Source organism: Mesorhizobium sp. B2-1-8 (assembly GCF_006442545.2).
Taxonomy (GTDB): Bacteria; Pseudomonadota; Alphaproteobacteria; order Rhizobiales; family Rhizobiaceae; genus Mesorhizobium.
Genome location: NZ_CP083952.1, coordinates 4,554,566 through 4,577,648, shown reverse-complemented (window position 1 = coordinate 4,577,648; position 23,083 = coordinate 4,554,566). Strand labels below are relative to the sequence as shown.

General features: G+C 62.6%; 21 protein-coding genes and 1 tRNA gene. 14 read left to right on the top strand and 8 right to left on the bottom strand.

All coding sequences use genetic code 11. The features are described 5' to 3' along the window. Window positions 1-337: 337 nt before the first annotated feature. On the bottom strand, window positions 338-625 hold the full coding sequence (locus FJ970_RS33935; RefSeq protein WP_181178262.1) for a helix-turn-helix domain-containing protein: 288 nt from the start codon (window positions 623-625) through the stop codon (window positions 338-340). Between the two features lie 97 nt (window positions 626-722). Here FJ970_RS33935 and FJ970_RS22535 point away from each other — a divergent pair, with 97 nt between their 5' ends. After that, window positions 723-1,115, top strand: coding sequence for a hypothetical protein (locus FJ970_RS22535; RefSeq protein ID WP_140755479.1), 393 nt, complete (start codon window positions 723-725; stop codon window positions 1,113-1,115). Between the two features lie 280 nt (window positions 1,116-1,395). Here FJ970_RS22535 and FJ970_RS22530 read toward each other — a convergent pair whose 3' ends face one another. After that, window positions 1,396-1,605, bottom strand: coding sequence for a hypothetical protein (locus tag FJ970_RS22530; RefSeq protein WP_140755477.1), 210 nt, complete (start codon window positions 1,603-1,605; stop codon window positions 1,396-1,398). An 85-nt stretch (window positions 1,606-1,690) separates the two neighbouring features. Between FJ970_RS22530 and FJ970_RS22525 the strand changes: the two genes are divergently transcribed. The 3 genes from FJ970_RS22525 (at window position 1,691) to FJ970_RS22515 (ending at window position 3,836) form a co-directional block, all read left to right on the top strand. Further along, window positions 1,691-2,554, top strand: a complete 864-nt coding sequence (locus FJ970_RS22525; RefSeq protein WP_140755475.1) for an RNA ligase family protein — start codon at window positions 1,691-1,693, stop codon at window positions 2,552-2,554. Between the two features lie 396 nt (window positions 2,555-2,950). Further along, window positions 2,951-3,244: a hypothetical protein gene (locus tag FJ970_RS22520; protein WP_140755473.1), complete on the top strand. Its 294-nt coding sequence runs from the start codon at window positions 2,951-2,953 to the stop codon at window positions 3,242-3,244. Window positions 3,245-3,596: 352 nt separating this feature from the next. After that, window positions 3,597-3,836, top strand: coding sequence for a helix-turn-helix domain-containing protein (locus tag FJ970_RS22515; protein WP_140755471.1), 240 nt, complete (start codon window positions 3,597-3,599; stop codon window positions 3,834-3,836). Window positions 3,837-4,117: 281 nt separating this feature from the next. Here the strand turns inward: FJ970_RS22515 and FJ970_RS22510 are convergent. Then, window positions 4,118-4,191, bottom strand: a tRNA-Gln gene (locus FJ970_RS22510). A 162-nt stretch (window positions 4,192-4,353) separates the two neighbouring features. Beyond that, window positions 4,354-5,286, bottom strand: a complete 933-nt coding sequence (locus FJ970_RS22505) for a lysylphosphatidylglycerol synthase domain-containing protein (RefSeq protein ID WP_140755469.1) — start codon at window positions 5,284-5,286, stop codon at window positions 4,354-4,356. Window positions 5,287-5,636: 350 nt separating this feature from the next. On the opposite strand from FJ970_RS22505, the gene FJ970_RS22500 reads away from it, so the two are divergent. After that, window positions 5,637-7,058: a Ppx/GppA phosphatase family protein gene (locus tag FJ970_RS22500; protein ID WP_415752009.1), complete on the top strand. Its 1,422-nt coding sequence runs from the start codon at window positions 5,637-5,639 to the stop codon at window positions 7,056-7,058. 25 nt (window positions 7,059-7,083) lie between these two features. Next, complete coding sequence (locus FJ970_RS22495; protein ID WP_140755467.1) at window positions 7,084-7,797, top strand: RlmE family RNA methyltransferase; 714 nt, start codon at window positions 7,084-7,086, stop codon at window positions 7,795-7,797. 179 nt (window positions 7,798-7,976) lie between these two features. Here the strand turns inward: FJ970_RS22495 and FJ970_RS22490 are convergent, their stop codons facing one another. Then, complete coding sequence (locus FJ970_RS22490; RefSeq protein ID WP_140755465.1) at window positions 7,977-9,398, bottom strand: MFS transporter; 1,422 nt, start codon at window positions 9,396-9,398, stop codon at window positions 7,977-7,979. Window positions 9,399-9,608: 210 nt separating this feature from the next. Here FJ970_RS22490 and FJ970_RS22485 point away from each other — a divergent pair, with 210 nt between their 5' ends. The 5 genes from FJ970_RS22485 (at window position 9,609) to FJ970_RS22465 (ending at window position 13,044) form a co-directional block, all read left to right on the top strand. After that, window positions 9,609-9,848, top strand: a complete 240-nt coding sequence (locus tag FJ970_RS22485) for a type II toxin-antitoxin system Phd/YefM family antitoxin (protein WP_140755463.1) — start codon at window positions 9,609-9,611, stop codon at window positions 9,846-9,848. After that, a complete protein-coding gene (locus FJ970_RS22480) occupies window positions 9,845-10,294 on the top strand; it encodes a PIN domain-containing protein (protein WP_140755461.1) in 450 nt (149 codons plus the stop codon). Before FJ970_RS22485 ends, FJ970_RS22480 begins: the two co-directional genes overlap by 4 nt. 228 nt (window positions 10,295-10,522) lie before the next feature. Then, a complete protein-coding gene (gene guaB / locus FJ970_RS22475; protein WP_140755459.1) occupies window positions 10,523-12,025 on the top strand; it encodes an IMP dehydrogenase in 1,503 nt (500 codons plus the stop codon). Between the two features lie 31 nt (window positions 12,026-12,056). Further along, window positions 12,057-12,599, top strand: coding sequence for a hypothetical protein (locus FJ970_RS22470; RefSeq protein ID WP_181178299.1), 543 nt, complete (start codon window positions 12,057-12,059; stop codon window positions 12,597-12,599). Window positions 12,600-12,624: 25 nt separating this feature from the next. After that, complete coding sequence (locus FJ970_RS22465) at window positions 12,625-13,044, top strand: MAPEG family protein (RefSeq protein ID WP_140755455.1); 420 nt, start codon at window positions 12,625-12,627, stop codon at window positions 13,042-13,044. Window positions 13,045-13,092: 48 nt separating this feature from the next. On the opposite strand, the gene rnd is transcribed toward FJ970_RS22465, so the two are convergent. Together rnd and FJ970_RS22455 are read right to left on the bottom strand one after the other, a co-directional pair. After that, a complete protein-coding gene (gene rnd, locus FJ970_RS22460) occupies window positions 13,093-14,244 on the bottom strand; it encodes a ribonuclease D (protein WP_140755453.1) in 1,152 nt (383 codons plus the stop codon). A 75-nt stretch (window positions 14,245-14,319) separates the two neighbouring features. Beyond that, window positions 14,320-15,564 (bottom strand): MFS transporter, encoded by a 1,245-nt coding sequence (locus FJ970_RS22455; RefSeq protein WP_140755451.1) that lies wholly within the window; start codon window positions 15,562-15,564, stop codon window positions 14,320-14,322. Between the two features lie 202 nt (window positions 15,565-15,766). Between FJ970_RS22455 and aspS the strand changes: the two genes are divergently transcribed. After that, a complete protein-coding gene (gene aspS / locus FJ970_RS22450) occupies window positions 15,767-17,554 on the top strand; it encodes an aspartate--tRNA ligase (RefSeq protein ID WP_181178297.1) in 1,788 nt (595 codons plus the stop codon). A 234-nt stretch (window positions 17,555-17,788) separates the two neighbouring features. Here the strand turns inward: aspS and FJ970_RS22445 are convergent, their stop codons facing one another. After that, window positions 17,789-18,979 (bottom strand): hypothetical protein, encoded by a 1,191-nt coding sequence (locus FJ970_RS22445; protein ID WP_140755447.1) that lies wholly within the window; start codon window positions 18,977-18,979, stop codon window positions 17,789-17,791. Between the two features lie 336 nt (window positions 18,980-19,315). Between FJ970_RS22445 and parC the strand changes: the two genes are divergently transcribed. After that, a complete protein-coding gene (gene parC, locus FJ970_RS22440; RefSeq protein WP_140755445.1) occupies window positions 19,316-21,562 on the top strand; it encodes a DNA topoisomerase IV subunit A in 2,247 nt (748 codons plus the stop codon). Window positions 21,563-21,850: 288 nt separating this feature from the next. Further along, the gene (locus FJ970_RS22435; RefSeq protein ID WP_140755443.1) at window positions 21,851-23,065 is read left to right on the top strand and encodes an AI-2E family transporter; all 1,215 of its coding nucleotides are present in this window, start codon (window positions 21,851-21,853) and stop codon (window positions 23,063-23,065) included. Window positions 23,066-23,083 lie beyond the last annotated feature (18 nt).

Genomic DNA, 23,083 nt, shown 5'->3' with positions numbered 1-23,083 from the left:
CACCCCGTGTAACCACAGCTCTTCTATGGCGGGCATTTTTTCGGTCAAACGCGATGGTTTGGTTGGCAATGAGGCGTGGGCGTCGCATGCGATTCAATCGCGTTTGATACCGACCCTTGGTGGAGAAACCTCCAGAGGGTGATGGCTGGAGCCACAAGGTCAAGTTTGACGGCTACCGCTCGCAGATCATCAGGGATGATGGCGGCGTGCGGATCTTCACACGTCGGGTCTCGACTGGACGGCAGGAGCGCTTGCGAAGCTCGCCAGCACCGTCACGCACGCCTTGACGCTACGTCGCGTCTGGCGACTGTTCCAGATGAACGCGCCCTGGACGCGATCAGTTAGAGCCAGGGAAATTGACGACATCCTGATGATCTGCCGACGCCACTACGCTCGGCTCGCGCAGTCGTACGCCGGCGCCGCCGCCATTGTCTGGAATGAACTCGACGCCGGCGGCCTCCAGCGTCACCCGCAGCTTCTCGACGGTCTCCAATCGCACGCGCATTGGTTCGTCGCCGGGCTCCAACCTCTTGATTGTCGGCAGCGATACGCCAGAGGCCTGGGCCAACCTTTCCTGGGACCACCCCAACACTGCTCGTGCCGCCCTGAGCTGTAACCGTTTCATGATGCAAATAGTCTCTCTTTTGATGCTATGCGCATTGACAACCCGAAATTGTGCCGTCAATACTGATACCATTAGCATCAAACAGGGGGGTCCCGCAATGTTCGGAAACTACCAATCCAAGTTCGATCGGCGTCTTTTTCTCACTGGCGCTGCCATATCCCTCGCCAGCGTTGGCGCCGCCTCCGGCGCTGCCGCCGCTGCGCCGGAGCTATCGTCCGAAGATAGGGTGAAGGCTGCCGCGGAGGAGCTTTCAGCGGCCATGACGGCGCTGCATGGCGGCACATGGCGCACGCTGATCGATCACGGCGCCCAGCTCGCCGCAGTGTCTCGCGATTTCAGCGACGACAGGACGAAGGTTGCTCTCTTCAAAAACTACAGTGATGGGAGAGAGGCGAAAGTGGATCTATGCGTCGTTAGGCACCAAAAGGGCGATCGTGACAATTATCCCGCGGGTAAGCCCGCAGGTAAGGGTGTCGGCGCGTCCTCTTAGCCGGAAGCGGCTGAAAGTCTCGTCGGCAGGAGCCTCCGGGACCTCTGTGGAACATTGTGGCCTCGAAAAACTTCGGCCGTTGCGCTGTTCTCCCACAGTGCGTGTTCCCACGAATGTGAACTGGCCCGCTGCCATCATCTCTCCGGCGGCGGGCATTTTTGTCGTATGGCGGGACCTTGTTGACCGCCGCAGATATAAACCACTCGGCGGCAGGGTGCGCAGGTACCCGTCGGCATGTTTGAAAGGCGGCAACTCCCGAACTGCTGGTCAGGACGGGCTTCTATTTCCGTCGAGGAAACACGAGGACTTTCGCTGCGGTTTCCAACTCCAGCGGTTCGTGGCCAGGCTGCTCGTGCCACATCACCTGGCGCAGGTCGCGCTTGTCCACCGCTTGGCCGCAGACCTCGCACAAATAGAAACGGTCGCCGTCGGCCTCGCCCTCGTGCGGCTTGCCTTCGATTGGTGGTCCAAGGTCAGATAGCTTCGTCATGCCGCTGGCAACATCCGGCTACCTAAAATGTTCCGGAACTATTTTAGCTAAAGCTGATTGAATTGCGTGCCTTGCGAGTCGGTGCATGCGTCTGAAATTCATCAAGCCCATGGAGCCGGAACTGGTCGACACGCCACCGCAGGGCGATGACTGGCTCCATGAGATCAAGTTCGACGGGTACCGCACCCAGCTCATCAAGGACGAAGACGGGATTCGGCTGATCACCAAGAACGGTTACGACTGGACGGGTCGCTATATCCAACTCGCCGGCGAAGCCGCGGCGATCGAGGCGGAAAGCTTCATCATCGATGGCGAGGCGATTACGATTAACGAGGCGGGCCTGTCCGACTTCCACGTGCTGCAATCCGCCGTCACCAGTCGCAAGCCATCGCGCGACCTGTATCTGGTCGCGTTCGACCTGCTCCACCTCAATGGCCACGATCTGCGGAACCTGCCGGTGGACGACCGTCGCGAGATCCTGCAGGAGCTGCTTCCGGCCGCTGGCCGAATACAGTTCAGCGAACCGATGCCGGGCACGGGCGCGGCCGTCTATCACCTGGTGGACCAGGCCGGCCTTGAAGGCATGGTGTCGAAGCGCAAGGACAGCGTTTATCGCAGCGGCCCGACGATGAACTGGCGCAAGATCAAGTGCTATGCCGAAAAGGAGATGGACATCATTGGCGTGCAGCGAGAGGCCGGCAAGCCGGCCATGGTGCTCATGGCTGACAAGGGCCGTTACGCCGGCGGTGCCTTCGTCACTTTCAAGGCCGACAAGCGCCAGCGCCTATGGGACCGGGTGCAGGGGAAGGTGGGCGGGCCGGTCCCGAAAGGGCTCAAGAGCGACAAGGCGGAGTGGCTGAAACCCGGTCTCGTCGGCCGCGTGCGGTTCCTGAAGGGCGAGGAGAAGCTCCGCCACGCCAAGCTGCTCGATTTCCGGGATGAGCAATAGCGAGCGCTTGCCTGCGTATAGATCAGGAATATAATCCTTCCCGTTGCCGGTCGGTGATCGCCACCATGCCGCAAAAAAACCCTCGCCGACACCCTGGCCGCCGGCGAAGCAATGCATGTGCATTGCTCGCACCCGGCGTGCGGCAGGTCGATCCAACTTGACCTCGAAGGCGCTGATCGAGCGACTTGGGGCGATGTTCTCGTCGGTCTGTTCATCTGCTCGGCATGCGTTGCCGCTGGGCCGCAATCGCCGGCCGGTGTTCTTCACATGCATTCCGGATTATGAGCGCTATCAGCAATGCTGCTCCGCGTCGGCGAATCCTAGGCGGTTCGCTCAGACGAAAAGATTCCACAGCAAAGTCTTGACGATCAAGGAAAATGTTCCTTTTCTGTTCTCATGGCGCACGATCCGATCGACACGCTGGGCAAGGCGACTCGGCACAACATGCTCGTCAAAGCGGAATGCAGCTGCGGCAACGTCCGCTACCACCGTTCGGCCGACCTGATGATGGTATTCGGCGGCGGCCGTGATCCGCAAACCCTGAATTTCACCTGCGATCGCTGCAAGCCGTCGATCAAAGTCACGCTGGTTGAGGTGCACCCCGAGCACCTGCCTAAGAAGCTGATGATCCACAAGCCGATGAACGTAGACGGCAAGATCACATGGTACACCGAACGCTTCCGGGGATGAAAAGCTAGCCGGCCGGCTTGCCCCTCAGTTGCGCCAGCCTGGCGCGAAGGGCCGCTTGCGCCCGGTTCCCGTCGACGTTTCCTGGTACCTCGCGAACGGCTTTAGATCGCGCAGCTCGCGTCGTTCTAGCTGCCGCCACAACTTGGCACCTCGCGCGCATGTCGCGGACGGCGGCAGGGGTGACGAAATCTTTGTTCGCGATACGCTCGATGGTGAGATTGCCTTTTCGGGCCTCTGCCCGTAGCGCTGCCGGGGTTAGCCGCCCGCCAAAGAACCGGTCGCAGGCCTCCTGGAGGCGGATGGGAGCGTCGTCGTCAATGCTACGATCACTCATGTCTCCGGTGCTTGGCGAATGACCCACCGCAATACCTCTCATCTTCCGCTTCCCTGTAGACGAATGCTCTCGCCGGCCGAGGCTGCCGATTATTGTGGCGGTAAAACGGTCGACTGGCTGAAGGCACACGTTCGGGTCGCACCGGTAAAGATGGGCCGATTGGTTCGCTATGACGTGCGCGCACTAGATCGCTGGCTTGACGGCCTAGACAACTACGGTCCGACAACGGGCGACGACTGGTTGAAACTGCTCGACTAGTCGCCGCTAGGGCATGAAACATGCCATTCGCCGGCGACCGATGCGACGGGGATGGGGTTGGGCGGGGTTTGCCAAGCAAATGCGGGCAAATACGCGCGCGGAACGTTCGAAGTACATACTGGCCGTTTCGTGTTGCATTTCATGTTGCAAGAACGGGATTGTACGCGACGGGACGCTTAAGGATTACAATGACTTACAAAGAACGGGCCAGCACGGGGCTTGCAACACGAAGCAAAGAACCAGTTGCGACTTAACGTACTGGAATCCCTTGGTAAAATGGATGGCTGGGGAACCTGGATTCGAACCAGGACTAACGGAGTCAGAGTCCGTGGGTCTACCGTTAACCTATTCCCCAGCAGGCGCGGTCATGGACCGCGCGGGCCGAACGGCTGAGCCGCTTGAGCGCTGCCTTGTAGCCGCCAGCGGAAAATAGTCAAGCCTGCTCTGCGGCTCAATTGACAGCTTTTATCCCCGGTTCCGAACGCCACCTTTTTCAGTGGCATGCGAGCTCCGGGCCTCAGCTCTCCCTGCGGCTGAACTGCGAGCGTTCGAAGAACAGCACGATGCCCAGGCCCAGAAACAGCGGGATGATGAGATAAAACAGCCGGAACACCAGCAGCGCGGCCAGCACGCCGACCGGGTCCATGTCGGAAAGCCCGGCCAGGAACACCACTTCGAATACGCCCAGGCCACCCGGCGCGTGCGAGATCTGGGCGACCGAGAAGGAGACGAGGAAGACGCCGAGCACGACGAAATAGCCGGGATTGTGCAACTCGGGCAGGGCGAAGAAGATGATCGCCGCGGCGGCGAGCAGTTCGATCGGGCCGATCAGCAATTGCCGGGCGACGATCGGCAGCGCCGGATAGTGCAATTGGAAGCTGGCGATCTTCAGCGGGCGCAGATGCAGCCAACTGCCGAATATGTAGGCAGCGATGAGGACCAGCATTGCGATGCCTGCCGCCTCCGACCAGCCGTGATGGGCGATGCCGGAGAAGCGGTCGATAATCTGCGGCTCGAACACCAGCACGAGACCGGAGGCGAGTATCGTCGACAGCACGAAGGTTATCCAGCAGACCGCCACCAGCACGCCGACTTCCTGGCCGGTCAGTCCTCTCGTGCCGTAAGCGCGGTAGCGGATGACGGCGCCGGAGAACACCGAGCCGCCGATATTGTGCGACAGCGCGTAGGTGGTGAAGGAGCAGAGCGTCACGAACAGCCACGACACTCGTCTGCCGATATGCAGCAACGCGATGTGGTCGTAGCCGGCAAGCGCGGCATAGGCGACGACCGAACTCAAGCCCGCCAGCATCCAGCCGCGAGCCGGAATGGCCGCCAGCCCGTCCCAGACGTCGTCGAGCGAGATGCCGCGCAATTCATGCCAGAGCAGCAGCAGCGAGAAGATCACCGCGCCGATGCCGACGACCGGCCAGAAATAGCGTCTCCAGTTCATTGCCCAACTGCCATGCGTTGCGTATCCGCTTCCTTTTCTGCCGAGAGCCGACCGCCCCGAATTCCCCGTTCAATTCAGAAATGCCTCATTGAAGCCGGCTATTCAACCGCGAACACTTGTCGCGCCTGATGTCGTCCGGATTTGCTGCGCGCCATGACGGCAAGTGCTCCGGCAAACGCGGCCGCCACGGCTGCGCCGGGCGATCATGTCCGACGGCGTTGCGCTACCAATCCAGCCTTGCGGGTGCATTACGCCAGTGCAAAGTAGGCGGCGCACCCAGCCGGCAAAATTCAGCATGCGGCTCTTGGTGATCGGCCACGGCACTGTTAGTCTGGCGGCAACTTGAAACAATGCGAAAGCGCCTGCTGCGTCCGTCACCGGTTCGCGCGGCGCCGGAAGGAACGACAGTGGAAGACCGCGACACCGGCGCAGGCGCGCCGGAGGTGGGCGCGTCCAGCGCTTCCCCGGGGTCATCAGGCCCGGGGACAGCCGGTTGGCAGCAACGCCGCCCGACGGAGCCTCGCTCCGTGAATGGGCAGGCGGGCGACGCGACCCACAACCAGAAGGGCAAGCCCAAGAAACGGCGCAAGCGAAGGCGTGGGCGCAAGGTTTTTGCGCGCGACGATGCGCGCCCCGGGGACAGTCGATCGCCGGGACAAGGCAAGGCCGCTGTCGCGGCGGTGGAACTGAAGCCCGTTGCCACTGCGACGATCTCGCCCGTCGTTCCAGTGCCACACCCAGAACATGGCAACCGCCGGCCGCCGGTACACGAGCTTCCCGTCTTCGCCGCGCTGGACCTCGGCACCAACAATTGCCGGCTGCTGGTCGCCGTTCCCACGCGTCACGGCCAGTTCCGCGTCATCGATGCCTTCTCGCGCATCGTCAGGCTGGGCGAGGGGCTGACCGCCAATGGCCGGCTCGGCCAGCCGGCGATGGACCGCGCGGTCGAGGCGCTGAAGGTCTGCGGTGACAAATTGCGCGGCCGCAAGATCAGGAAGGCAAGGCTGATCGCCACCGAAGCCTGCCGCACGGCTGAAAACGGCGTCGAATTCCTTGACCGTGTCGAACGCGAGGCCGGCCTCAAGCTCGAGATCATCGACCGCCGGACAGAAGCCCGCCTTGCGGTTTCCGGCTGCGGCTCGCTGGTCGAGCGCGACACGCAAGGCGTCGTCCTGTTCGACATCGGCGGCGGCTCTTCCGAAATCGCGCTGATCGACCTCACCGGCCGCCGTTCGCCGCGCCTTGCCAACCACATCGTGTCGTGGACATCGCTGCCGGTCGGCGTCGTGTCATTGGCGGAACGCTTTGGCGGCCGCACCGTGACGCGCGAGATCTTCACCGCCATGGTCGACGACGTCGCCGGCAGGCTGGCCGCTTTCGATGGTCGCGATCGGCTGAGCCATCTCAAGACGAGCCCGAATTTCCATCTGCTGGGCACTTCGGGAACGGTGACGACGCTGGCCGGCGTCCATCTCGATCTCGAACGCTACGACCGCCGCCGGGTTGACGGCCTGTGGATGGACCGCGACAGCGTCGATCGCATGGTGGAGAAACTGGTCGGCTGGGATTTCCAGCAGCGCTGCGCCAACCCCTGTATTGGCGCCGACCGCGCCGATCTCGTGCTGGCCGGCTGTGCTATCCTCGAAGCGATCCGCGCCGTCTGGCCCTCGGAGCGGCTGCGCGTCGCCGACCGCGGCCTGCGCGAGGGCATATTGAGCGAGCTGATGGCCGATGATGGCGTCTGGCGCAACGATGGACGTACTAGCGCATGATCATGCTCAAACAAGAAATCAGGCAATGACCAAAAAACCGGAAAAACCAGGGTCCGCCAGCATTCGCGTGCTGAAGACGCGGATCAAGAAGAAAAGCGGCCTGAAGGAATCGTCGCGCCGCTGGCTGCAGCGCCACATCAACGATCCCTATGTCCAGCGCTCCAAGGCCGATGGCTATCGCTCGCGCGCGGCCTACAAGCTGATCGAGATCGACGACAAGCACCACCTCTTGAAGCCCGGCATGAAGGTGATCGATCTGGGTTCTGCCCCCGGCGGCTGGTGCCAGGTCGCGGCCGCGCGCACGAAATCGACGGCCGAACATCCGCATGTCGTCGGCATCGATTATCTGGAAATGGATGCCGTGCCCGGTGCGCCGGTGCTGCTGCTGGACTTTCTCGATCCGCAGGCTCCGCAAAAGCTGGCCGAGGCGCTGGGCGGGGACCCGGATGTCGTGCTGTCCGACATGGCGGCGCCGACCACCGGCCACAAGCGGACCGACCATATCCGCACCATGCATCTGTGCGAGGTGGCGGCCGATTTCGCGCTGTCGGTCCTCAAGCCGGGCGGCCATTTTCTGGCCAAGACCTTCCAGGGTGGCGCCGAGAACGAGCTACTCTCCATGCTCAAGAAGAATTTCCGCTCCGTCCACCACGTCAAGCCGCCGGCCTCGCGTGATGAATCGGTCGAGCTTTATCTCTTGGCGAAAGACTTCAAGGGGCGAGAGGCCGGTCAGGAATAGCGCCTTGCCTTCTCCCCTTGTGGGAGAAGGTGGCCGAGCGAAGCTCGGTCGGATGAGGGGTGCTCCAGCTTGGCAATACGCCTGTATTTCCAAGGCCTCATTCTGTCACACACCCCTCATCCGTCTCGGCGCTTCGCGCCGATCCACCTTCTCCCACAAGGGGAGAAGGGAAGGCTGCCTCACTCTCCCGGCGATCTAACCGGTTGCAATGTCTTGGGCGTCGTCAGCAGCCCATGGCCGGAGACTGCGTTGCCGGCGTCGGGTGCCAGCCGCATGAACGACAGCGACGCGGCGGCCGAAATCGCGGCGACGATGAAAAAGGCGGTGTGGAAGTCAGCGAGCGTCAATGGTTCGCCATGGATGCCGGTCGACACTTCCAGGATGCCGCCGGCAACCGCCACGCCGAGTGCGATCGACAACTGCTGGAAGACGGCGGCGATCGGCGTTGCCTTGCTAGTGTCCTCGGCCGAAACCTCGGCATAGGAGAGTGCGTTGACACCGGTGAAGAACATCGAGCGGATGAAGCCGCCGACCAGCAATATGGCCAGCATCAGCGCGTAAGGCGTTTCGGGGGTGAAGAGGCCGTTGACGGCGATCGATGCGGCAGCGACCAGCGAGCCGGCGATCAACACACGGCGGAAGCCGACGACGCGGAAGATCGGCGCGGTGACGAATTTCATGCCGATGGCGCCGATCGCCGAGACGAAGGTGATCATGCCCGACTGGAACGGAGTCAGCCCGAAGCCGATCTGGAGCATCAGCGGCAACAGGAACGGCACGGCGCCGATGCCGATCCGGAACAGTCCGCCGCCGAGCACGGAGGAGCGGAAAATCTGGTTGCGGAACAGGTCGAGCGCCAGCAGCGGATTTCTGGCGCGGCGCGCATGCATCAGGTAGAGCGCTCCCGACAGCAGCCCCACGGCCACGGTGATGAAGCCGGTCGCCGGCGGCAGATAAGGCAGGCTGACCACCGACAGGCCGAAGACGATACCGGATGCCGCCACCCCGCTCAGCACGAAGCCGACGAAATCGAGCGGCGGCGTCTCCATCGATTCGGTTTCCGGCAGGAAGCGGGTGGCCAGCCAGATGCCGATCAGGCCGATCGGCACATTGATCAGGAAGATCCAGTGCCAGGTGAAATAGGTGGTGATGAAGCCACCGATTGGCGGACCGACCAGCGGGCCGACCAGTGCGGGGACGGTCAGCCACGACATGGCGGCGACCAGTTCGCTCTTGGGCGTGGCGCGCACCAGCACCAGGCGCCCGACCGGGGTCATCATGGCGCCGCCAATGCCTTGCAGGAAACGCGCAATCACGAAGGCCGGCAGCGAACCGGACAGCGCGCAGGCGACCGAACCGGCGATGAACACCGCGATCGCGGCGCGAAAGATGTTCTTGGCGCCGAAGCGGTCAGCCATCCAGCCGCTGATCGGAATGAAGATCGCCAGCGACACCAGATAGGCCGTCAGCGCCAGTTTGAGCGCAATCGGGCTGGTATGGATGTCGATGGCGATCGCCGGCAGCGATGTCGCGATGACGGTCGAATCCATGTTTTCCATGAAAAGAGCGACCGCCAGGATAAGCGGAATGGTGCGGTTCAACGAACGCGTCCGAATTGGTCGAATTTGCCTGCCGGCTGGGGGCATGCCGATACAATGGGCGGTTATCATGCCCTGGGGCCGATGTCGCATTAATTTGCTGTCACTTTTGTGCGATTTCGACGCCGCGGAGTGCCTGGGCAGTGATCAGAGACTGCTTGCCAAGGAGCCAAGCTATCGCTATTGTAGTTAAAATAACTACTTGGATGGATCATGGACGAATCCGTTTCAGCCGCCGACGCCAATCGAAAATTTTCGCTCATTCTTCGTGGTGTGCGGGAAGGGCAGAGCTTTGTCGTGACCAGTCATGGACGGCCGGTTGCGCGGATCGTGCCCGCGGACAATCGCGGTCAGGTGGCCTCGCGTTCGCGCAACACATTGCTGTCGCGGCTTGAACGGCAGCCTGTCGTCGATGCCGGGCAATGGACGCGCGACGAGCTTTACGAGCGGTGAAGGTCGCCCTCGACACCAATATCCTTGCTTACGCTGAAGGCGTGAACAACGCCGACAAGCGTGACGCTGTCCTGGAATTGCTGCGCAACGTTCCGCAAGAGGCAGTTGTCATTCCGGTTCAGGTGCTTGGCGAACTCTTCAATGTGCTTGTTCGCAAGGCTGGACGATCTTCGCAGGAAGCTCGGGATGCACTTCTGGGCTGGCGCGACGCCTTTCCGGTCACAGCAACGTCGCCCGAGGTCATGATGATGGCGGTCGATCTCGCCGCGGACCATCATTTCAGTATCTGGGATGCAGTCATCCTATCAGCTGCCTCGCAATCGGGTTGCCGGCTGCTCCTGTCGGAAGATCTGCAACATGGCTTCACCTGGGTCGGCGTGACCGTTGTCAATCCTTTCGCATCGTCGCGTCATGAATTGCTCGATGCTCTTCTGGGCGCGGACTAGGCTCCAGGAAAAGTGTGGAACGGTTTCCGTCTGGAACTGCGTAGAAACAGCAAGTCGGATCGGTTCCGCGACCCTATCGACACTGAGCCGATCCTTAACGACCACTCAACGATCGGCTTTTCAACGCCGCCGCGACGTGTTACCAGCCACCGCCAATCCTGAAAGGGAATAACGAGTCGGCGCTGTCCATTCCGGTCCAGCGCTTTTTCTGCATTCGAAGGGCTGGCCATGGCAAGAATCATCGAAACCTCCACCGGCGCACTGGCGCTGACCTTTGACGACGTGCTCTTGCAGCCCGGTCATTCCGAGGTGATGCCCGGCCAGACCGACATCCGCACCCGCATCGCCGGCGACATCGACCTCAACGTGCCGATCCTGTCGGCGGCGATGGACACTGTTACCGAGGCAAGGCTTGCCATCGCCATGGCGCAGGCCGGCGGCATCGGCGTCATCCATCGCAATTTCTCGCCCGCCGAACAGGCCGAGCAGGTGCGGCAGGTCAAGAAATTCGAATCCGGCATGGTGGTCAACCCGGTCACCATCGGTCCCGACGCCACGCTCGCCGACGCCTTGTCGCTGATGCGCACCTACTCGATCTCGGGCATTCCGGTGGTCGAGAATGGCGGCGCCGGCGGCCACAAGACCGGCCGGCTGGTCGGCATCCTGACCAATCGCGATGTACGCTTCGCTTCCGATCCGGCGCAAAAGGTCTACGAATTGATGACCCGTGAGAACCTGATCACGGTCAAGGAGAATGTCGACCAGGACGAGGCCAAGCGGCTTCTGCACCAGCACCGCATCGAGAAGCTGGTGGTGGTCGACAAAACGGGCAATTGCGTCGGGCTGATCACCGTCAAGGACATCGAGAAGTCGCAGCTCAACCCGCACGCCACCAAGGATGCGCAGGGCCGCCTGCGCGCCGCGGCCGCCACCAGCGTCGGCGATGACGGCTTCGAGCGCGCCGAGCGTCTTATCGAGGCCGGTGTCGACCTTTTGGTGATCGACACCGCGCATGGCCACTCGCAGCGCGTCCTGGACGCGGTGACGCGGGCGAAGAAGCTCTCCAACTCCGTGCGCATCCTGGCCGGCAACGTCGCCACCGCGGACGGCACGCGGGCGCTGATCGACGCCGGCGCCGACGCCGTCAAGGTCGGCATCGGTCCGGGCTCCATCTGCACCACCCGCATCGTGGCCGGGGTCGGCGTTCCCCAGCTTTCGGCCATCATGTCGGCGGTCGAAACGGCGCATAAATCGGGCGCGTCGGTGATCGCCGACGGCGGCATCAAATATTCCGGCGATCTCGCCAAGGCACTCGCCGCGGGCGCCAGTGCCGCCATGATCGGCTCGCTGCTGGCCGGCACCGACGAAAGCCCGGGCGAGGTCTATCTGCACCAGGGCCGCTCCTTCAAGGCCTATCGCGGCATGGGCTCGGTCGGCGCGATGGCGCGGGGCTCCGCCGATCGCTACTTCCAGGCCGAGGTGCGCGACACGCTCAAACTGGTGCCGGAAGGCATTGAAGGGCAGGTCCCCTACAAAGGACCTGTGTCTGGCGTGCTGCACCAGCTTGCAGGCGGGCTGAAAGCAGCTATGGGTTATGTTGGTGGCCGCGACCTTGCCGATTTCCGCGACCGCGCCACTTTTGTGCGCATATCCAACGCCGGACTTCGTGAAAGCCACGCCCATGACGTCACGATCACCCGCGAAAGCCCCAACTATCCCGGCGGAGCCTGATTCTTCCGGGTTTTGGCGCAACTTGACCGCCATGGTGCTGCGCCTGTCGCGCCATGTCGCGGCGCTCTGCTTCCTCTCGGCGGCGGTCTTCATCGCCATGACGGTGATGGAGTTCTTCTATTTCCGCCAGTTGAGCGGGGGCTTGGCCTCGCTCGACATGCGCTATTTCGGATTCACGCCCGACGAAGGCATGGCCTGGCTGACGGCGCTTGGCCGGCGTGGTGGAGAGATCATCCTGGTCTGGCATTACCTGACCTTCGACCTTTTGTTTCCGGCGCTGTTGTCGCTGACACTGGTCAGCCTGATCCTGGCAACCGGCCGGCGTCTGAAGAATTTCCGGGTGCTGCCGGCGCAGGTGCAGGCGATCTTCGCGCTGGTCCTGGTGCTGCCATACACACTCGCCGACTACGCCCAAAATATCGCCGTGGCGCGGCTTCTGTCCGATTTCCTCTACGCCAACCCGGACTCGCTGTCTTTCGCCTCGGCGTTGATCGTCACCAAATTCGCGTTTCTCGCCGTCCCGGTCATCGTCATTGCCGCTTTCTGGCTGGCGGGCCAAAGACGTCGGAATTGAGGCCGGACAGGACAGGGGCGTTTTCATGAACCAGACCGCGATCTTCTGGCCGGTGCTAGCGCAAGTGCTGCTGGTCTACATCATCTATGTCGTCATGGGCCGGGGCCGCTATTTTGCCGTCAAGTCGGGTGAAGCCAAGGTCGGCCAGTACAAGGTTCGTTCGACCGAGCCGGCCTCCACTGTCACCGTCGCGAACAGTTTGATCAACCAGTTCGAACTGCCGGTGCTTTTCTACGTGCTGTGCCTGTCACTGCACATGACCAACGGCGTCAATTACATCACGCTCGCACTGATGTGGATTTTTGTCGCGTCGCGCTATTTTCACGCCTGGTTTCACCTGACCAGCAACAACCTACTGCTGCGCAACCGCTCCTTCGTTCTGGGCGCGGTGGTGCTGGCCCTGGGCTGGATCTGGTTGGCCCTGCACTTGCTCGCAATCGTCTGAGCTGCGCCAAATACCTTCTCCACAAGCCGAGACGGAAAAGGCCGGTGCTTACAGGTCGAACACCGCTATTTTTCGCTTGTCGAACTTGATGCCGATCTCGCCGCGCACAAGCTTCAGCGCCTGTTCGCCGAAGACGGCGCGCCGCCAGCCTTGCAGCGCCGGCACATCGGCATCCTCGCCCTCGGCCGCGATGCGGTCGATGTCGTCGCTGGAGGCGAGCACCTTCGAGGCGACACCCTGTCTCTCGGCGACGATCCTGAGCAACACTTTCAAGAGTTCCGCGGCCGCGTTCGAGCCCTCGGGCGGCTGGAAGCTTTTCGGCAGTTTCGGCATCTGCTCCTTGGGCAGGGCGAGCGCGGTGTTGACCGCGCCGAGCAGTGCCGTCGCCGTCGAGGAGCGTTCCCAGCCCTTGGGCGTCGTGCGCAGCTTGGCAAGGGCCGCCGCATCGCGCGGACCCTGCTGCGCGATCTCGTAGATCGCGTCGTCCTTGAGCACGCGGCCGCGCGGCACGTCGCGCTCGCGCGCCTCGCGTTCGCGCCATGCCGCCACGCCCTGCACGATCGCCAGCTCCTGCGGTTTGCGAAGTCGCATCTTCAGCCGCTTCCAGGCATCCTCGGGGTGCGGATCGTAGGTCTCGCGCGAGGTCAGGACATCCATCTCCTCATTCAGCCAGTGGGCACGGTTTTCCCGCGCCAGCTCGGCGTTGAGGTGCTGATAGACCTCGATCAGATGGGTAACGTCGGCCAGCGCGTAATCGAGCTGCTTGTCGGACAGCGGCCGATGGCGCCAGTCGGTGAAGCGCGAGGACTTGTCGAGCCGCGCCCCGGTGATGCGCTGCACGAGCTGATCGTAGGAAACGCTGTCGCCGAAGCCGCAGACCATCGCCGCCACCTGTGTGTCGAACACCGGGTGCGGAACGAGATCGCCGAGATGGACGATGATTTCGATGTCTTGCCGGGCGGCGTGGAAGACTTTGACCACCGCCTCGTTGGCCATCAGCCTGAAGAAGGGAGCCAGATCGATTTCAGGTGACAGCGGATCGATCAGCGCCGTCACGCCGGGCGCGGCCATCTGGATCAGGCACAGGATTGGCCAGAAGGTCGTTTCGCGGATGAATTCGGTGTCGACGGTGACGAAATCCGACTTTTCGAAAGCGGCGAGAACGGTCTCGAGTTCTTTCTGGGTGGTGATGACGTGCATCAAATCGCTTTTGGCAGGAGTAGGGTCTTCCTAGATTTCAGCCGGGAAGGCTTTCGTCAAGCTGTGGTGCCGCCGTCAAGACCCTTCCGGACTGTCTGAATCACTATTTCTCCTCGCCAGCCGCGCGAAAACGGTTGAGGTGCGCAACAGCGCGGTGAAGCGGCTGCGCTTGCCGGCCGGCACGCCGGATCGTGCCTGCATGCGGTAGAGGATGACGGCGATGAAGACCGCGTAGACCACGGCGCTGAAGACAAACAACGCGCTTGGCCCGAAATATTGCATCGCGGTCGAGGCCGCGAAAGGGCCGCCAATGGCGCCGAAGGAATAGAGCAGCATCAGGGCCGCGTTGATCAGCACGAACTCGCCGGCATCCGCGCGATCATTGGAATGTGCCGCCGACAGCGAATAGAGCGGCATGGCGAAACAGCCGAAGATGAAGATGATGATGAAGTTGAGCAGCGGATTGCTGCCGGCGATGAACACCAGCGCCAATGCCGAAAGCATCGCGCAGCAGGTCGTCATCAACAGCACCCGTCGCCGATCCCAGCGGTCGGAGAGGTAACCGAGCGGATACTGGATGATGGCGCCGCCGAAGATGCCGACGCTGACGAAAGTGACCACATCGGCGACCGACATGCCGATCTGCTCGGCATAGACCGGCGACAAGGTGCGAAAGGCACTGTTGGTGACGCCGACGGCGATGCAGCCGAAGCAGCCAAGCGGCGAAATCCGCCAGACGCGCGCCAGATCGAGCTTGACCTCCTCGGGCGGCGTCGGGTTGGAGCGGTCGCCGAGCGAGACCGGCACCAGCGACAGCGTGATCATGATCGACATGATGGCGAAGATGGTAAAGCCGCCGGCGCCGAAGACGGGAATCAGGAACTGGGCCGATGTCACCGATCCGGTATCGACCATCCGGTAGATCGCCAGCACGCGGGCGCGGTCCTTGTTCGTGACGCCTGAATTCAGCCAGCTTTCGACGATGGTGAACAGCCCGGCGAAACAGAAGCCGCCGGCAAAGCGCACCGCGCACCACATGACCGGATCGAGGACCAGCACCAGCAGCAACGTACCGACCGAGGCGATAGCCGCCAGCGCCGAAAACGCCCTGATATGCCCGACCGCCTTCATGATGCGCGTGATGGCCAGGCAGCCGAGCAGGAAGCCGGCGAAATAGAAGGTGCCCATGAGGCCGATGTCGGACGCCGAAAACCCTTCCTGCGCGCCGCGCAACGCGATCAGGGTGCTTTGCAGTCCATTGCCGCCGAGCAGGATACCGGCGGCCAGGAGAAGCGGGATCAGCGGACGGATGGAAGACATGAAGGAAGATGATCACGTATCGGTGATCTCTTTCTTGAACCATCGCCTTGGCGAATGCCAGAGGCAATTGCCGGCGGCGTTGAGCCTGTGACGCCCACTTGCCTTGACAAACCATGCCTCCCATGCGCTTTTCGCGCAAATTTTGGGCCGGGCTGCGATGCTTTGGCCCGCAACCCACAATCCCGGACTTTTATCCATGACCATGCATCGTTACCGCAGCCACACCTGTGCCCAGTTGCGAAAGAGCGACGTCGGCAATTCCGTTCGTCTGTCGGGCTGGGTGCATCGCGTGCGCGACCATGGCGGCCTGCTCTTCATCGACCTGCGTGATCACTATGGCCTGACCCAGATCGTCGCCGATCCCGATTCGCCTGCCTTCAAGGTCGCCGAAACCTTGCGTGGCGAATGGGTGATCCGCGTCGACGGTGAAGTCAAGGCGCGCTTGCCCGAGACCACCAACGCCAACCTGCCGACCGGCGAGATCGAGATTTTCGCCCGCGAGATCGAGGTGCTGTCCGCCGCCAAGGAATTGCCGCTGCCGGTGTTCGGCGAACCGGACTATCCCGAGGACATCAGGCTGAAGTACCGATTCCTCGACCTGCGCCGCGAGACGTTGCACAAAAACATCGTGGCGCGCACGAAAATCATCGCCGAGATGCGTAGGCGCATGGGCGAGATAGGCTTCACCGAATTCTCGACGCCGATCCTCACTGCCTCGTCGCCGGAAGGCGCGCGCGACTTCCTAGTGCCGTCGCGCATCCATCCCGGCACTTTCTACGCGCTGCCGCAGGCGCCGCAGCAGTACAAGCAGCTGATCATGGTGTCGGGCTTCGACCGCTATTTCCAGATCGCGCCCTGTTTCCGCGACGAGGATCCGCGCGCCGACCGTCTGCCCGGCGAGTTCTACCAGCTCGACCTCGAAATGAGCTTCGTCGAGCAGGACGACGTGCTGTCGACCATGGAACCGGTGATGCGGGGAGTCTTCGAGACCTTCGCCAGCGGCAAACCGGTGACGCAGAAATTCCAGCGCATCCCCTATGATGTCGCCATGCGCAAATACGGCTCCGACAAGCCCGACCTGCGCAACCCGATCGAGATGCAGGCCGTCTCCGACCATTTTCGCGATTCCGGTTTCAAGGTGTTCGCCAACATCCTGGCCAACGACCCGAAGGCGGAGGTTTGGGGCATTCCGGCCAAGACCGGCGGCAGCCGCGCCTTCTGCGACCGCATGAACTCCTGGGCGCAAGGTGAGGGCCAGCCGGGGCTGGGCTACATTTTCTGGCGCAAGGAGGGCGACAAGCTCGAAGGCGCCGGCCCGCTCGCCAAGAATATCGGCGAGGAACGCACCGAAGCGATCCGCCTGCAACTCGGCCTTGCCGACGGCGACGCTGCCTTCTTCGTCGCCGGCGACCCGAAGAAATTCGTTTCTTTCGCGGGCGCTGCGCGCACCCGTGCCGGCGAGGAACTCAATCTTGTCGACCGAGAACGCTTCGAACTGTGCTGGATCGTCGACTTCCCGTTCTTCGAATGGAACGAGGAGGAGAAGAAGATCGACTTCGCCCACAACCCGTTCTCGATGCCGCAGGGTGGCATCGACGCGCTGAACGGCGACGATCTGCTCGGCATCAAGGCGTTCCAGTACGACATGGTCTGCAACGGTTTCGAGATCGCCAGCGGCGGTATCCGCAACCATTTGCCCGAAACCATGGTCAAGGCGTTCGAGACGGTCGGGCTGGACCGCGCCACGGTCGAGGAACGCTTTGGCGGCCTCTACCGCGCCTTCCAGTATGGCGCGCCCCCGCATGGCGGCATGGCCGCCGGTGTCGACCGCGTCGTCATGCTTCTGGTCGGCGCCAAGAACCTGCGCGAGATCACCATGTTCCCGATGAACCAACAGGCCTATGACCTGTTGATGAACGCGCCGTCGGAAGCGAGCCCGCAGCAGCTTCGCGATTTGGCGCTGCGCGTCGCGGTTGCGAAGAAGGACTGACGGCAGCGTTGCAACTGCCCTTTCTCCCCGTCACTATACGGGGAGAAATGTCCGGCAGGACAATGAGGGGCGGCGCGGGTGCTGGCGATTTGCGAGCGGTCGTAGCAACTGAAGCCTTCTGACAGGCAATCGGTTCAGCATCGAATTTCATATTCGCAAGCTTCAGCGCTGCCCCTCATCCGCCTGCCGGCACCTTCTCCCCGTATAGTGACGGGGAGAAGCCAGCTAATTCGATCAGTCCTCGTTGGCCTTGACGCTGACGCCGAGCGTCTTCGGCAGGTCCAGCGGGTTCGACATGGCGCCGGCCATGATCAGCGCGAACGGCACCGATGCCGGCGGCTCGGCCGAGATTTCGAGGCTCTTCGGATCGTCGAGATATTTGCTGACCGCCGCGGTCACCTGAGCCGTCAGCTCGGGATTGTTGAGCTGCGCCATGCCGAACGGCACGATCGCCTTGGCCTGGTTGGCGATGTCCTTGGCCGACATGCCTTGCTGCTTGCCGACATAGTCCAGCACCTTGCCGGTCAGCGAATCGTCGTCGAAGCGGATCGAGGCGCTGTTGAACGAAAGCTGCTGCAACAGGCCGAGCATGGCCATGCCTTGCGCCGAATTGTCGGCGCCTTCCGGCTGTGCGGCCATCTTCTTCTGCATTTCCTGCAGCGACTTGATGAAGTCGATCGTGTAGCCGCCGAGGTCGAAGGTCATGCCGAGCGTGCCGGCATTCTCGACGGAGATGTCGTATTTCGACAGTTCCATCTTGCCGTCCGATGGCTGCCAGGTGCCGGCCATTTCGAGATTGCCCGAGATGTTCTGGTAACCGAGCGCGTTGATGACCTCCTTGGACTTGGGATCGTCGACCAGCGAGAGATCGGCCGTGAACTTCTCCGTGTTGGCGGTGAACTCCATCGCCTTGCCGTCGGCGGGCGGCGTGATCTCGATGGCAAGGCCGTCCATCGAGAAGGCGGTCTTGTCGGCCACCTTGACCGTCATGTTCGACAGTTCAGCGGATTTGTACATCATCAGCGAACCCAGCGGGCCGGTGGAGCCGTCGGCCGGCACCGTCATGTCGTGGATGACGAAGGGGCTGAGATCGAGGGTGACGCCGTCCTTGCTGTGTTCGAAGGCCGAGGTCGACACGGTGCCGATATCATAGCCGCCATTGGCTTCGGTGACGTTCTCGAGCTTGACGTCGCCGATCGGCAGCGCTTCCTTTTCCGCGGCCGGTTTCACCGACACGCCCTGCAGCACCATGCTGGTATTGTCGCCGGTCACGCCGGTCCAGGTGATGTCGACGCCCTGGGCCGCGAGTGCTGCCTTCAGCCGGTCCGCGACCGCGGCGTCCTGGGCAAGGGCCGCATTCAGCGGCAGTGTGAGCAAGAAGGTCGAAAGAGCGAATTTCCGGAGAGTTGAGCGGTTGATTGTCATCGCAAGGTCCCTGAGAGTGTCCTGAAATTATTTTTCAATTCTTTGCGCCATCACCATTCCGTGACGAACTGGACGGGAAAAAGGCGTGTCCCGGCACATTGGTCGAAAATCGCGGTGAAAGGCAAACCCGATCCGAACGCTATTGCAGGATGCGGTGAATTTGGCATGAAGGTCGGGCCGCCAGCGTGTCGTGCTTCGCAATAGATGTGGCATGTAACAGGTTGATGTTGGTCGGCAAGCTCGACGTTGCGGTTTCCAGTTGCAGAATAGCGTGCAAATCGACCGGCCGGGTGCGCGCCTCTTGCCGCGAATCACCCGCTCGGCTAGGTCCAACCCATGGGAAAAAGGCTTTTGCCGCCTGGCGGCGGCGATCATATCGAACCGGTCGATCTGAAGAAGGCGCTGGAAGAGCGCTATCTTGCCTATGCGCTGTCGACCATCATGCACCGGGCGCTACCGGACGTGCGCGACGGACTGAAGCCGGTCCATCGCCGCATCATGCACGCCATGCGCCTGCTGCGCCTCAATCCCGACCAGGGTTTTGCCAAATGCGCCCGCATCGTCGGCGAGGTGATGGGCAAGTTCCACCCGCATGGCGACCAGTCGATCTATGACGCGCTGGTGCGGCTGGCGCAGGATTTTTCGATGCGCTACCCCCTGGTCGACGGCCAGGGCAATTTCGGCAACATCGACGGCGATAATGCCGCCGCCATGCGCTACACCGAAGCGCGCATGACCGACGTGGCGACCGAATTGCTTGCCGGCATCACCGAGGATGCCGTCGACTATCGGCCGACCTACAATGAAGAGGACGAGGAGCCGGTCGTGCTCCCCGGCGCCTTCCCCAATCTTTTGGCCAATGGCTCGTCCGGCATCGCCGTCGGCATGGCGACATCGATCCCGCCGCACAATGCGGCCGAGCTTTGCGACGCCGCGCTGCACCTGATCGAGCATCGCGACGCGCCGGTGGCGAAGCTGATGGACTTCGTCCAGGGTCCGGATTTCCCGACCGGCGGCATCATCGTCGACAGCCGCGCCTCCATCCTCGAAGCCTATGAGACCGGCCGCGGCGGGTTTCGCGTGCGGTCGAAGTGGAACCAGGAAGACCAGGGCAGGGGCACTTGGAGCATTGTCGTCACCGAAATCCCCTATGGCGTGCAGAAGGCGCGGCTGATCGAGAAGATCGCCGAGCTGTTGATGGCCCGCAAGCTGCCGCTGCTCGAGGATATCAGGGACGAAAGTGCCGAGGACATCCGCGTCGTGCTGGTGCCCAAGAGCCGTTCCGTCGACCCAGGCATCCTGATGGAATCGCTGTTCAAGCTTACCGAGCTCGAAAGCCGTTTCCCGCTCAACATGAATGTGCTTTCGCGTGGCAAGGTACCCAACGTTCTCTCGCTGAAAGGCGTGCTGCAGGAATGGCTGGATCACCGCCGCGAAGTCCTCGTCCGTCGCTCGAAACATCGCCTTGGCGAGATCGAGAGGCGGCTGGAAATTCTCGCCGGCTACCTGATCGCCTATCTCAACATCGACGAGGTGATCAAGATCATCCGCGAGGAGGATGAGCCCAAACAGGTGATGATGGCCCGCTGGTCGCTCACCGACACCCAGGCCGAAGCAATCCTCAACATGCGGCTGCGCGCTTTGCGCAAGCTGGAGGAATTCGAGATCCGCAAGGAATTCGATGGCCTGACCGCCGAAAAGAAGCAGATAGAGGCGCTGCTGGCCTCCGATGCGAAACAGTGGTCGACGATCAAGTGGGAAGTCACTCAGCTTCGCGACAAGTTCGGCCCGGAGACCGAGATCGGCAAGCGCCGTACCCAGTTCGCCGATGCGCCCGAGCACGACCTGACCGACATCGCGCACGCCATGATCGAGCGCGAGCCGGTCACTGTCGTGGTTTCGGAAAAGGGTTGGCTGCGGGCAATGAAGGGCCATCTGGCCGATCTCTCGACGCTGACCTTCAAGGAGGGCGACAGCCTCAAGCTCGCCTTCCATGCCCAGACGACAGACAAGGTGCTGGTCTTCACCACCGGCGGCAAGTTCTACACGATTGGCGCCGACCGGCTGCCCGGTGGCCGCGGCCATGGCGAGCCGATCCGCATCATCGTCGACATGGACAATGACCAGGACATCGTCACCGCCTTCGTCCACGATCCCAAGCGCAAGCTGCTGCTCGCCTCTTTCGACGCCAACGGCTTCATTGTTCCGGAGGAAGAGGTGGTCGCCAACACCCGCAAGGGCAAGCAGGTGATGAACGTCAAGGCCCCCGACGAAGCCAAGCGCTGCGTGCCGGTCACCGGCGATCATCTGGCCATCGTCGGCGAGAACCGCAAGATGCTGGTGTTCGCGCTCTCGGAAATTCCCGAGATGGGCCGCGGCAAGGGCGTGCGGCTGCAGAAATACAAGGACGGCGGCCTTCTCGACCTCAAGCCGTTCGCGCTGGAGACCGGTCTTTCCTGGCAGGATTCGGCCGACCGTACTTTCACCCGATCGCGCGAGGAACTGGCCGAGTGGATCGGCGCGAGGGCATCGGCAGGGCGTATGGTGCCGAAGGGCTTTCCGAGGACTGGCAAGTTCGGTTGAGCTACGCCTCTTCCTTCTCCCCTTGTGGGGCCCGAAGGGCGGGCGAGGCCCGTGACTCGCCCAGGGCGGTGGCCTCGCGTAGCGAGGTCGGATGAGGGGTGTTCCAGGCAACACCAACGCCTCACTCCGCTGGAACCCCCCTCATCCGTCTCGGCGCTGACGCGCCGATCCACCTTCTCCCACAAGGGAAGAAGGAAGAGGCGCCGCCACCACGATTTGGACTATCGTCACGATTGCTGCACTATATCGGTCCATAACTGGCCGGATGGGCCGGGGAGAACAGGGCGTTTGAAGGAAGCAAGGATCCAGAAACCGGAACGACAGCAGCGCCTCTTCGGGCTGTCCACACCGCTTCGGTCGGCCGTCATACCGCCGCTGTCGGCGGCACGCTGGCTGCTCGTGCTGATCGTCGCCGCCGGCGTCTATTTCTTCCACGGTTTCCTGTTCCCGGTGCTGGCCGCCCTCGTCATCGCCTTCGCCAGTTGGCCGCTCTACCGACGGCTGCTGGTCGGCGCTGGCGGCAACCGCACCATCGCCGCCACCTTGGCCATCCTGTTCATCCTCGCCTTCCTGGTGATCCCGATCGCGCTTGCCGGCACCTATGCCATCAACGAGGTGCGCGAATGGGTCGGCTGGGCGATAGAGACCAATCGGCACGGTGCGGTGACGCCGCACTGGATCGCCAGCCTGCCTATCGTGGGTGAGTGGCTGAACGAGCAGTGGACCACCAATCTCGGCCATCCCGGCGGCATCGGTGAACTGATCCAGCTGGTCAGCGGCGCCAATATCGGCAGCATCTACCGGGGCGCGCTCGCCGCCGGCGGCAGCGCTTTCAGCCTATTTCTGACGCTGCTGTTCATGATGATCGCCCTGTTTTTCGCCTATCGCGACGGCGAGAATTTCGCCGGCCAGATCGACCGCCTCGGCGAACGCATCCTGCCGACCCGCTGGGAGCGGATCTCGCGCGTCGTGCCGGCGACCATTTCCTCGACCGTGACGGGCATGACCGTGATTGCCATCGGCGAGGGGCTGGTGCTGGGCATCGCCTACTGGCTGGCCGGGGTGCCGTCGCCTGTGACGCTGGGTGCGTTGACCGGAGTGATGGCGCTCATCCCCGGCGGTGCGCCGCTGTCCTTTACCTTGGTGTCGATCTACCTCGCCGCCAGCGGCTCACCGATGGCCGGCCTGGCGCTGTTCATATGGGGGACGGTCGAGCTGTTCATCGTCGACAAGACGCTGCGCCCCAAGCTCGTCGGCGGACCGATAAAACTGCCCTTCCTGCCGACCTTTTTCGGCCTGATCGGCGGTGTCAAGACCATGGGGTTTCTCGGCCTGTTCATCGGCCCGGTGCTGATGGCGCTGCTGGTCGCAATCTGGCGCGAGTGGCTGCGCGAAGTGGAACTGGCCGACGAGACGGCCGCCGGATCGGCGGCCGAGATCGAGGCCGGTCCGCGCATCGAGGCCCTGCCCGAACCAGGCGCCGCGAAGAAGGCCAACGCCTGATACGGATTTCGCTGCGGC